The sequence below is a fragment of the Flavivirga abyssicola genome (genome assembly GCF_030540775.2).
Classification (GTDB): Bacteria; Bacteroidota; Bacteroidia; order Flavobacteriales; family Flavobacteriaceae; genus Flavivirga; species Flavivirga abyssicola.
The window spans coordinates 2,784,459-2,797,005 of sequence record NZ_CP141266.1 but is presented as its reverse complement, the minus strand read 5'-3'; the positions used below and the strand labels follow the sequence as shown (position 1 = coordinate 2,797,005).

At 33.7% G+C, this 12,547-nt stretch carries 9 protein-coding genes; 4 read left to right on the top strand and 5 right to left on the bottom strand.

All coding sequences use genetic code 11. The features are described 5' to 3' along the window. Positions 1 to 77: 77 nt before the first annotated feature. The 4 genes from Q4Q34_RS11770 to gyrB all read right to left on the bottom strand — a co-directional run bounded on the left by Q4Q34_RS11770 (position 78) and on the right by gyrB (position 5,153). Positions 78 to 689, bottom strand: coding sequence for a hypothetical protein (locus Q4Q34_RS11770; RefSeq protein ID WP_303318107.1), 612 nt, complete (start codon positions 687 to 689; stop codon positions 78 to 80). Between the two features lie 201 nt (positions 690 to 890). Continuing rightward, positions 891 to 1,817: a malate dehydrogenase gene (gene mdh, locus Q4Q34_RS11765; RefSeq protein WP_303318108.1), complete on the bottom strand. Its 927-nt coding sequence runs from the start codon at positions 1,815 to 1,817 to the stop codon at positions 891 to 893. A gap of 230 nt (positions 1,818 to 2,047) precedes the next feature. After that, positions 2,048 to 3,049 (bottom strand): DUF6588 family protein, encoded by a 1,002-nt coding sequence (locus Q4Q34_RS11760; protein WP_303318109.1) that lies wholly within the window; start codon positions 3,047 to 3,049, stop codon positions 2,048 to 2,050. A gap of 154 nt (positions 3,050 to 3,203) precedes the next feature. Beyond that, a complete protein-coding gene (gyrB, locus tag Q4Q34_RS11755) occupies positions 3,204 to 5,153 on the bottom strand; it encodes a DNA topoisomerase (ATP-hydrolyzing) subunit B (RefSeq protein WP_303318110.1) in 1,950 nt (649 codons plus the stop codon). Positions 5,154 to 5,851: 698 nt separating this feature from the next. Here gyrB and Q4Q34_RS11750 point away from each other — a divergent pair. The 4 genes from Q4Q34_RS11750 to Q4Q34_RS11735 all read left to right on the top strand — a co-directional run bounded on the left by Q4Q34_RS11750 (position 5,852) and on the right by Q4Q34_RS11735 (position 11,663). Then, complete coding sequence (locus tag Q4Q34_RS11750; RefSeq protein ID WP_303318111.1) at positions 5,852 to 6,121, top strand: Asp-tRNA(Asn)/Glu-tRNA(Gln) amidotransferase subunit GatC; 270 nt, start codon at positions 5,852 to 5,854, stop codon at positions 6,119 to 6,121. 3 nt (positions 6,122 to 6,124) lie between these two features. Then, entirely contained in the window at positions 6,125 to 7,525 is a 1,401-nt protein-coding gene (locus tag Q4Q34_RS11745; RefSeq protein WP_303318112.1) for an amidase family protein, read from the top strand. Further along, entirely contained in the window at positions 7,525 to 10,863 is a 3,339-nt protein-coding gene (gene gatB/aspS, locus Q4Q34_RS11740) for a bifunctional amidotransferase subunit GatB/aspartate--tRNA ligase AspS (RefSeq protein ID WP_303318113.1), read from the top strand. Before Q4Q34_RS11745 ends, gatB/aspS begins: the two co-directional genes overlap by 1 nt. 257 nt (positions 10,864 to 11,120) lie before the next feature. Then, the gene (locus tag Q4Q34_RS11735) at positions 11,121 to 11,663 is read left to right on the top strand and encodes a DUF2911 domain-containing protein (RefSeq protein WP_303318114.1); all 543 of its coding nucleotides are present in this window, start codon (positions 11,121 to 11,123) and stop codon (positions 11,661 to 11,663) included. A 196-nt stretch (positions 11,664 to 11,859) separates the two neighbouring features. Here Q4Q34_RS11735 and Q4Q34_RS11730 read toward each other — a convergent pair whose 3' ends face one another. Then, on the bottom strand, positions 11,860 to 12,489 hold the full coding sequence (locus Q4Q34_RS11730) for a 7-carboxy-7-deazaguanine synthase QueE (RefSeq protein ID WP_303318115.1): 630 nt from the start codon (positions 12,487 to 12,489) through the stop codon (positions 11,860 to 11,862). Between the last annotated feature and the right edge of the window lie 58 nt (positions 12,490 to 12,547).

Here is a 12,547-nt window from a genome sequence, read left to right as displayed (position 1 = left end):
AATTATGTGGTTCTTTTCTAAAGACATGTGCCCATATCTGAAAAAGTAAAAAAGCATTGTTTGAAATTAAGAATTCCCTAAAGAACTGGCCCTGCCCTAACATCAGGAACATTATGAGACATATCATCTATTACGATTGCAATATGTCTACGAACTTTATAGGCTATTTTAACAATCCTATCTTCTTCACTAAGATCTATTTTACCTATGTAGAAATTAGGGTTAGAAAATCGATCGTATTCGTGTTTTAATTCAACAACATGTGTTCCATTTAAGTCAGATTCGCCATCTACACCCTTTTGGATTTCATATACGTCTAAATTATAACTGTTTTTATCTTCACTAGAAGGATGTTTAGAATCCTCTTCTTCATGATTGTATGATGTATAATCAAGTGCTAACTTTTTCTCTTTAGAAAGCATCTTTTTTATACTGGCTACATTAACATCACTGTAATACGTGATTTTTAATCTCCCATCTTCTTTTTCTCCTACCTGTATATTATCTATTCCTAAAGTTTGCAATTGCTTCTTTACAACTGCAATGGCATCCTGGACTTCGTCTGATGTCACCTCATCATAGACAAACTCCATAACAATTTCCTGGTTTGGTACAGAAATTTGCTTTTGGCAAACACCTAATAAAGTGAGGGCAATGACTAAAGTACTAAAGTACCATTTCGCTTTCATGCGTGTTTATCTACTGTTTTAATTGTTACATGTAGCACCTAAAAAACTTTTCTCTAATTGCGGAGATCTTGTCTTAGATGTTTCTGGTTCCAAATATAAAAAAATAAAGACTGTATTTCTACAGTCTTTATATAAATATCCATTATAACGTATTGATTGTTATATTATTTCTTGATTTTTGGTCTCTAAAAGAATAAACTTTTATAATTCTAATAAACCATTTGTTTTTCTAACACCTTCTGCACTAGATTGCATATGTGCTTTTTCTGCATCGCTTAGTGGTATATCAACAATACTTTCAATACCATTTCTCCCTAAAATAACAGGCACTCCAATACAGATATCATTTAAACCATATTCTCCTTCTAAAAACGTAGAACATGGGAACATTTTTTTCTGATCACAAGCTATAGCTTGTACCAAAGCACTTACTGCAGCGCCAGGTGCATACCAAGCAGAAGTTCCTAATAATTTAGTAAGTGTAGCTCCACCAACTTTAGTATCTTCTTTTACTTGATTTAATCTATCATCACTTAAAAACTCAGATACTTTGATACTGTTTCTAGTTGCATGACTTGTTAATGGCACCATACCTGTATCGCTATGCCCTCCAATTACCATACCATCAACATCACTAATAGGAGCCCCTAAAGCTTCTGCTAATCTATACTTAAATCTAGCAGAATCTAAAGCACCACCCATACCAATGATTCTATTTTTAGGTAAGTTAGTTGATTTATGTGCTAAATACGTCATGGTATCCATTGGATTACTAACCACTATAAGAATCGTATTTGGAGAATGCTCTATTAAACTTGATGATACTGCTTTTACAATACCAGCATTAATTCCTATTAATTCTTCACGTGTCATTCCTGGTTTACGAGGAATTCCTGAGGTTATTACACAAATATCACTATTTGCTGTTTTACTGTAATCGTTTGTAATACCAGTTATTTTAGTATCAAAACCATTCAATGATGCGGTTTGCATTAAATCCATAGCTTTTCCTTCTGCATAACCTTCTTTAATGTCTAATAAAACGACTTCTGAAGCAAAATCTTTAATAGCGATATACTCTGCACAACTTGCACCTACTGCTCCTGCTCCTACAACTGTAACTTTCATGTATTTATTATTTTTTATTGTTATTTTGTAACTTTTTAATTATTTCTTTTTGACGAAATTTTACTAACACAAATCTCATAATTTAAAAGCCTAAATTATATGATTTTAATCATGCTAAATTACAAATTAATATACTCTAAATAAAAAAAGTACAAGATTAAATCTTGTACTTTTAAAAACTAATTAACGAAAATATAAACTAACTAAACTAAATGTCTTTTTTTTAATTTTTATCTAAAACTAAACGCCATTCCTGCAGATAATGTATTATACTCCTGTAAGGTATAATCTCCAAAAAGCTTAAAGAAGCCAAGACTTAACCTAATTCCAAGTGTCGTTCTTAAACCACTAGCATCAAAATCTAAATCTATAGGATCTGTAACAGGTATAGTACCTGGGATGTTATCATACTGTAAATTATAAGTACCTAACATTTTTAAATTTGAACTACCCCCGCTATAACCAATGCCTCCATAAACGTTTATAATTGGAAAATTTAAAGATGCTATTGCTTGAGCTGTGAATGAGTTTAATTTAAATTCAGCTTTTTGATTCTGACCAGATATAACGTCTCCATCAATACCATAATTTACATCCATAGTTGTATATGCTGCTAATAAGGAAACATGTAATGGTAATTTATCTACAGGTCCAAAAATACTTGTTATTTCTTTTTTAAGTCCAACTCCAAATAGCTTACCCTTTACATCGTCACTCCCTACTTCAGGAACGACACGTAACATCACATCAAATTTATAAGGTAATCCTACACCCACTTGTAATGTCGGTGTCGGTACTGCCCCTAAAGGTAAATCATCATTTATACCAGAAGGCATTTCAAAAGAAGCTGTTACTGTCTGCCCTTCAACAGTTCCATTTACATCTAACATGATACCATCTCCTGTACCAGCTACTGTTGGAGTTATTGTAGACCCTGGAGCTGTTATACTGGTTAGCCCTAAATTTGCAATATCGAAGAATTCGTCTTTTGATGGCACCATTGAAGCATTCAAACCAATTGTAATATCGAATCCTAATTTTTTATGAACTTTAGCAGTATGATACCATCCACTATTCATACCATAAACTAATCCTTTCATAGCAGGGTTGATGTAGGCTTCTGTCAATTTGTTTGCATCACCTCTAGCTGCGAGCAAAATACTTTCTAGTTCTTGAGCTTTTGAAGTAATTGTTGCTAAGCACAACAACGTTAATAAGGTTAACTTTTTCATTCTTTTGTCAATTTGATTGAAACAAAAGTATAAAAAAAACCATACAAAACAACTTTTTATCGTAAAAAAATGCATTTCAACGATATTTTTATTCAAAAAGAAACCCTGACATTAATCATATCAGGGTTTTTAAACGATTGTTATTTCAGTTTATTTATGCATCAATATTCGCATAAATAGCATTCTTTTCAATAAAATCTCTACGAGGTGGTACTTCATCCCCCATTAACATGGAAAAAATTCTATCTGCTTCTGTACCATTATCAATTTGTACTAGACGCATTGTTCTAAATTCCGGATTCATAGTAGTATCCCAAAGTTGTTCTGCATTCATCTCTCCAAGACCTTTATAACGTTGTATCTTACTTCCATCTCCAAACTCAGTTACAATGTCATCACGTTCTTTATCACTCCAGGCATATCTTTTCTTGGCACCTCTCTTAACCAAATACAAAGGTGGTGTTGCTATGTAGATATGTCCATTCTCAATTAATTCTTTCATATATCTAAAAAAGAATGTTAAAATTAAAGTCGCAATATGGCTACCATCAATATCGGCATCACACATAATAACTACTTTATGGTAACGTAATTTAGAAAGGTTTAGTGCTTTACTATCTTCTTCTGTACCAATAGTAACACCAAGCGCAGTAAAAATATTTTTAATTTCTTCATTTTCAAATACTTTATGCTGCATGGCTTTTTCTACATTCAATATTTTTCCACGAAGTGGTAGGATTGCTTGAAAAGCTCTATCACGGCCTTGTTTAGCAGTTCCACCTGCCGAATCCCCCTCAACAAGAAAAACTTCACATTTAGCTGGATCTTGCTCTGAACAATCAGATAACTTCCCAGGTAAACCTCCAATGGACATAACGGTTTTACGCTGAACCATTTCACGAGCTTTCTGAGCAGCATGACGCGCTTGTGCAGCCAGAATTACCTTCTGAACAATGGTTTTGGCATCGTCTGGATGTTCTTCCAAATAATCGGTTAACATTTCAGAAACCGCCTGACTTACAGAAGCCGACACTTCTCTGTTTCCTAACTTTGTTTTTGTTTGTCCTTCAAATTGAGGCTCTTGAACTTTTACAGAAATAATAGCTGTTAACCCTTCACGGAAATCATCTCCAGAAATATCGAATTTCAGCTTATCTAATAAGCCCGAACCGTCTGCAAACTTTTTCAAGGTATGTGTTAGTCCACGACGAAAACCAGATAAATGCGTTCCTCCTTCATGCGTATTAATATTATTTACATAAGAATGTAAATTCTCTGCATATGATGTATTATAAATCATAGCAACCTCTACAGGCACACCATTCTTTTCTCCTTCAAAGGCAATAACATCTTTCATTAAAGGTTCTCGAGTCGCATCCAAATACTTGATAAATTCTTTTAATCCTTCTTCAGAATGAAACGTCTCACCTTCAAATTCTCCATCTTCTTTCTTAGTTCTTTTATCTACTAAATGAACAGTTATACCTTTATTTAAATAGGCTAATTCTCGTAAACGACTAGCTAAAGTATCATAACTATACTCTAAAGTTTGAGTAAAAATAGTTGGGTCGGGCTTAAACGTTACCGTTGTTCCTCTTTTGTCTGTATCTCCTATAGATTTTACAGGATACATGGCTTTTCCTCGTTCATATTCCTGTTCGTAAACTTTACCTCCTCTATATACTGTTGCTTTTAAATGTTCTGATAAAGCATTTACACAACTTACACCTACACCGTGTAAACCTCCAGATACTTTATAAGAATCTTTATCAAACTTACCACCGGCTCCAATTTTAGTCATTACAACTTCAAGTGCTGAAACACCTTCCTTTTTATGTAAGTCTACTGGAATACCACGACCGTCATCTTCGGTAGTAATAGAATTATCTTCATTAATGGTAACCGTAATATTGTCACAATGACCAGCAAGCGCTTCATCAATAGAGTTATCTACTACTTCGTATACTAAATGATGTAAACCACGCACACCAACATCTCCAATGTACATGGATGGACGCATACGTACGTGCTCCATACCTTCTAAAGCCTGAATACTATCTGCTGAATAATTATGTTTATTAAATTCTTCCTTTTCTTGACTCATATTGTTTAGTTAAATGTTGTCTTATATTACAAAAAAAATGACGCTAATGCATCATTTTTGAGTTCTAACAAATATACGAAATCAACTTACCTTTAAAAAGCATTTCATAGACTTTATCCAATAATTATCAACAATTGTTAATTTCTTAAAAACGCCTTAAATCGCCTAAAAAGTATCTTAAAATAGATTTCAACTGTTTTTTATACGATCGGCAAAATCAAAAAACATTAAAATCGCTTAGAGGATAAATTTCGACTTTACTCAAAAAAAAGTTATATTAATTTCCAATACCTATTTGTAATAAAAACAACTGTTGAAACGTAAGCAATCAATTAAACAGCTCAAATTTAGGTTTATCTTAAAAAACTATTACAATTTTCACGGAGCGATAGTCTAAACAATAGAACAAACAAAAAAGCATTCTGTAAAGAATGAGCCCTAAACGAATAATCATTGTAGAACTAATAAATTAATTTTAAGTTTTTTATTAATTTGACAATAAAAATATTAGATAAGGAAAAAATGATGTTTAGTAAATTTATTCTATATATATTTGACAACAGAAAAGTATTATGACAAAAAATAACAACAATAATAATTTCAATAATCCTAATTTTTAGGATTGGAAGGTTATTGTTTAAAAATATATAAAGCCTTCCAAATTTGGAAGGCTTTTTTATTAATCTAAAAATTATACCATGAGTAAAATTATGACAGTCGACGTATTGTCGAGTATTAAAGGAGCTCAACCTTCTAAGGCCGTGAGCAGATTATTTGACGTAATTAAAAATGCACAAACTACAAATAATAATCCCTTTAATAATAATCATAATAATTGTGTGTCTTTAAATAATTTACGGGATGATGTCGTGGTTGAAAGTTCCACTTTGGAAAAACAAATCATCAAAGACAATTTCCCTAAAGAGAAAGCTGGATATTTAGTAGTTTCTAAAGTTATAGATGCATAAGTTATGGAATCTCAAATACAACAAATTCATCAACAATTGGTTGATAAAAAGATATCTTGTGTCGGTTTGATACAAGAAAAACTAAACGCTCTTAAAGAGAACACCCATAATACGGTAAACGCTTTATTATCTGAGTTAGCCTTAGAGAAAGCTGCCAATGTGGATGCCAAAATTGCCAATGGAGAAACCATTGGTTTACTTGAAGGCATACCGTTTGGCGTTAAAGATGTGTACATGCTTCAAGGCACTTATGCAACTGCAAGTTCAGACCTACTTAAAAATTATAAATCGCCATATACAGCCACAGCCATTCAAAAATTACTAAATGCAGGTGCTATACCTATAGTAAAAGAAAACTGTGATAGTTTTGGGCATGGATCGTCTAGCGAAAATACCATTTTTGGAGCGGTTAAAAACGCCGTAAATCCAGAATTAGTTGGAGGTGGTTCTAGCGGGGGTTCTGCCGTAAATGTTGCTAAAGACTATACTATTTTTTCTATTGGAGGGGATACTGGCGGTTCTGTACGTCAACCAGCAGGTTATAATAATATATATGGTTTAAAACCAACTTACGGACGTATATCCCGTTATGGTTTAATGGCTTATGCATCATCAACAGATTGTGTTGGTCCTTTAGCAAAATCTGTGGAAGATATTCGTATTGTTTTAAATGCAATGAGTGGAAAAGACACGAAAGACCAAACAACTTATACGTCTGAAACTATTGAAGAATCAAGTATTTTAAATACAGACGATATTAAAACAGTTGGTTATTTTAAAAACTTTATTGAAAGTGAAGCAATTGATGCGCAAATTAAAGAAGACTTTTTAGCATCGATTGAAAAAATAAAAGCAAAAGGTATTCAAGTAAAAGAACTGGATTTTTTTAAATCTGATATTCTGGTTTCTACTTATTATACCCTGGCTATGGCTGAAACAGCTTCTAATTTATCTCGCTTAGACGGTACTAATTATGGTGACCGTATTGATGATAAAGATTTAAAGGAATCTTATGCCATAACACGATCTGAGAAATTCTCGGAAGAAACCAAGCGCAGAATTGTTGGTGGTAATCAAGTATTATCTCAAGGGTTTTCTGATGAGATCTATTTAAAAGGTCTAGCTTTAAGAGATGCTATTTCTGAGAATTTTGAAAAGGATTTTGAAGCGGTGGATATTATCTTATCTCCTGTTACCCCCAGCACACCACCTAAAATTGGAGATAGCTTAAAAGACCCATTGGCTATGTATTTGTCTGATGCTTACACCGTAGGGTTTAGCTTGGGGCAACTACCAACCTTAACAGTACCTCAAGGCACCCAAACAGGGCTACAGGTTACTGCAGCAAAAAATAATGACGAACTCGTTTTGAAGTTTGCTAACTTCTTAAAAGATACGATATAATGGAACTGGAACAATTAGACGCGGCATTAAAAGCCCACGAGTTAGAATTGGTTATCGGACTGGAAACACATGTTCGATTAAATACTAAAACCAAGTTATTTTGTGCTTGTCCAAACGGCGACATAGAAACACCAAACGAAAATATATGCTCTGTTTGCACAGGACAAATGGGCGTATTACCTGCTATTAATAAAGAGGCTATCAACAAAGCCATTTATTTTGGAAAGGCTGTAAAATCATCTTTTGAAAACGAAGTCATTTCCTGGGACAGGAAACATTATGAATATCCGGATAATCCGAAAAATATTCAGATTACACAATTTCATAATCCAATTATACCAGACGGACAAGTCTCTTGTTTCCGAAATGACGGGTCTCAATTTACCGTTAACTTAACGCAGGTACATATTGAGGAAGATGCAGCTAAATTAATGCACGAAAAAACAGTATCGTTAGTCGATTTTAATAAAGCCGGTGTGCCGCTTATTGAAATTGTAACCGAGCCATGTATTCGTCACATAGAAGATGCTTCAACTTATGCACAATACATTCAACGTATTGTTCAGAATTTAAAAATATCTGAAGCAAACCTTGAAAAAGGCGAGTTTAAATCGGATGTTTCTGTATCGCTTCGTAAAAAACACAGCTATAATCTAAACCCGCGTACCGAAATAAAAAACTTAAACTCGTTTAAGTTTATGGTAGAAGCTTTAAAGGAAGAAGTTGAAAAACAATTCAACTATTATTTAGAACACAAAGAATTTCGACCAGAACAAACCACTGTTTTATGGGATGCCGAATTAAAGCAGACCAAAACGATGCGTAAAAAAGAGTTTGAAGCCGATTATCGTTTTATTTCAGAACCAGATTTACCTTTTGTTTCGATTAAAGATGTTGTAGACGGTATTCAGGTAGATACCAGCGCACTTCCTTTTGCTGTTGAATCTATTCTGATTAAAGGTGGCGTATTACCACAAGACGCTAAATTTTTTACAGCGGATTCGTTACGCTCTGAAACCTTTATCGCTATAAATAACAAACTCAAAGACCCCTCTTTTGTTGCAAAAACATTAGTTAATAATATTGGTGCAGATGACTACGCCGATATTCATAGAATTGAACATCTTATTGAGATTTTCGAACTGTTTAGGGATGAAAAGATAACGTCTGTGCTCGTTCAAAATGCCATTACATCGTATCTAAAAGATAGAGATTTCGATTATAATAAATATTTTGAAGACCATACGATTTCTGAATCTCAAATTCAGGAGGCTATTAAAAAAGTAATTTCTGAAAACGAAGCTGTTGCTAACGATATTAAAGGAGGAAACCAAGGAAAGGCAGGTATTTTAGTTGGTAAAGTCATTGCTATTATTGGAAAAGGTGCCTCTGGAAAAGTCATTCGTGAAGAGATTCTTAACCAATTGCAAGGCTCAGGGTTAGAAAACCAGAGTTCTCAAACAGCCAACGAGCAACCAACAACCAGTAACCAGCAACAACCAACCAACATACAGGAAGAAACATTACCGGAAATTCCTATCGTTATAAAAGACGAATACAGAACACATTTAGTTTCTGATATTTCTGAAGATAATATTTCTGAGAAAGTCACTTTTTCTGGATGGGTATCTAGTGTTCGTGATCATGGTGAACTTATTTTTATCGATTTAAGAGATTCTAGTCACGAAGTTTTTCAAGTACGCTTAAGCAGAGAATCATTTGCTAATTTAGACGAACTAGTAAAATTAAAACCAGAATCGGTTATAACAGTTACAGGAACACTTGTACAACGTAAAGAAGACGATTACAACGCGGCTTTAAGAACTGGAACAATAGAATTAGAAGCTTACGAGTTAGAGATTTTAAACCTCTCTAAAACACTTCCTTTCGAAATAAAAAGAGCAACTAAAACAAATGAAACCACACGTTTTCAATATAAATATTTAGATCACAGGAATGATGATGTTCGTAGAGTTATTGTAAACCGTCATAAGGTCATTAAAATGATGCGAGATATCTTAGACGAACACGATTTCTTAGAAATTGAAACACCTATTTTAAGTGCAGGAACAGACGAAGGTGCTAGAGAATTTATAGTACCTACGCGCAAACAGGCAGGAGCGTTTTATACCTTGCCACAAGCACCTCAACAATTTAAACAAATGTTGATGGTAAGTGGTTACGAAAAATATTTCCAAATCGCACGTTGTTTTAGAGATGAAGATTCCCGTGGCGATCGTCAACCAGAATTCACGCAGTTAGATATAGAAATGGCATATGCCAGTATGCAGCAAATTATAGATTTGAACACGAACATGTTCAATGATATAGTTAAGAAAATATACGGTAAAAAATGGATTTTGCATCCGTTTGAAGTCATTACCTATAAAGAGGCAATGGATAAATACGGCTGTGACAGACCCGATTTACGTTTTGGCTTGCAGTTACAGGATATTACAGACATTGTAAAAGACACGACCTTTCAGGTATTTAGCAAACCTATTGAAGAAGGTGGTATTGTAAAGTGTATTAAAATATCTGCTGAAGAACAAGGAAAGAAACGCTTATCCAAAGGGCAAATAGAAAAGTTAACAGCTATCGCCCAACAACATGGCTTAGGTGGTTTAGCATATATTATTGTTAACGAAAACGATTTACAATCACCTATCATTAAATTTTTAGGTGAAGACATTGCAGCTGGTATTATTAAAACAACCAATGCACAGATTGGTGACATTGTATTTTTCTCTGCTGCAGACTATGCCACAGCGAATAAAGCATTGGATGCAGTACGTCAAGAATTGGGCAGTATGCTGCGTTTAATCAATCCGAAGGAATTAAGACCTGCTTGGGTAGTAGATTTCCCTATGTTTGAAAAAACAGATGAAGGCCGTTGGACATTCACTCATAATCCATTCTCAATGCCCGCTATTTATGATATTGATAAGCATATGAATGGCAAAGAAGATGACATTGGGAACATTATTGCACAGCAATACGACCTCATTTTAAATGGTTACGAGATTGGCGGTGGTTCTGTTCGTGCTCACAAACCTGAAATTCTGGAAGCTACCTATAAAAATATGGGGTACAATAAAGAAGAGATGCTTAAAAGTGTTGGTACGATGTATAAATCCTTCCATTATGGAGCACCACCACACGGTGGAATAGCTTGGGGTGTTGATAGATTGATGATGATATTAGAGAAAAAAGCATCCATTCGCGAGGTTATGGCGTTCCCAAAAACAGGAACCAGTGAAGATTTACTATTTGGTGCACCTTCTGTATTATCAAATAAAAAAGTTGAAGAAATGAATGTAAAAGTGATGAAAAAATAATTTTTACACATTTTAAAATACTATAAAAAGGTCTGAAAAGCTTAAAACCTGTCATTTTGAGCGCAGTCGAAAAATCTCAAAAACACAATAAACAAAGGTTTATATTTTAAGAGATTCTTCACTACGTTCTGAATGACGCTTTTCAGACCTTTTTTTGCCTTAAAATGTAAACTTTAACATCCACTAACGACTTTTACAAAAACCTTAACACAATTTACATTTATCTTTAAACCTAATCAAATTCTTAAAAAATCATTATGAAAAAATCAACATTTATTACATCCATAGCTTTTGCTTTCATTATGTTATTATCTGCAAATGTAGGTGCACAAAAATTTTCTAAGCTTGACAAAAGCCCGATGGATGCAGCAGCATTTCCAACGAGCTACAAGGATGCCAATAAACTTATTAAGATTGTTTACAGCAGACCACAACTTAAAGGAAGAGCGCTTAGTAAACTGGCTCCCAATGGTAAGGTTTGGAGACTGGGAGCTAATGAAGCTGCAGAATTAACTCTTTACACAGACATGAAATTAGGAAATACTTCTATAAAAGCTGGAACATACACGTTTTATGCCATTCCAGGAGATAAAGAGTGGACAGCTATTATTAGTAAGGATTTAAATGTATGGGGATCTTATTTCTATAAAGAAGCAAATGATGTGGCTCGTTTATCGGTACCTGTAACATCTGGTGAATCTTTAGAAGCATTCTCTATTACATTTGATGAAGCAAACGGAGCTATAAATATGCATTTAGGATGGGATACTACTAGAGTTGCAGTTCCTTTTACAAAGTAATCTATGCTCCTTATTGAGCAGCGAGGCTGAATTTTAAGTTAAAACAAAATAATCCAGTCAAAGAAAAAAGGTCTTTCAATAAAAAGAAAGACCTTTTTTCTTAGTAATCTAATTTTAAAAGATTCTTGTCTTTTTTACTACAGCAAAACATCTAATAAAATAAAGTTATAATATTAATGTCTAAACATTCTTAGATCTAAGGAATATTCAAATACTTATGTGTTTGAAGTGACACTTTCCATTTAGGGTTAGCCATAACATAATCCACAATTTCCGGTACCACTTTGTCTCGCTTACTCCATTCTGGTTGTAAATACAAAATACAATCTTTATTTACCTTGGCAGCTTGTTCTTCTGCAAAACGAAAATCATCTTTATTATATACAATTACCTTAAGTTCATTAGCTTTATCATAAACCTCTTTGGTCGGTAATTTCATTTTTTTTGGAGATAAACAAATCCAATCCCAGGTACCTGTTAATTTATAAGCACCAGATGTTTCTATGTGTACCTGAAGCCCTTTTTCTTTTAATTGATCTGTTAAAAGTGTCATATCCCACATTAAAGGTTCTCCTCCAGTGACAACAATTGTATCACTGTATTTTTTAGCATTTTCAACAATCTTAACGGTTTTGGTAGTAGGGTGCAAATCAGCATTCCAACTTTCCTTTACATCGCACCAATGGCATCCAACATCACAACCACCAATACGAATAAAATAGGCAGCAGTACCTTTATGATACCCCTCCCCTTGTATGGTATAAAATTCTTCCATTAAAGGCAGCATTTCACCCTTGTTTACCTGCAACTCAACCGATTTTTTCATAGTTTGCAAAGATACATAATTCAATTACTTTTATTATTATATTTTGATTTTCAAATCT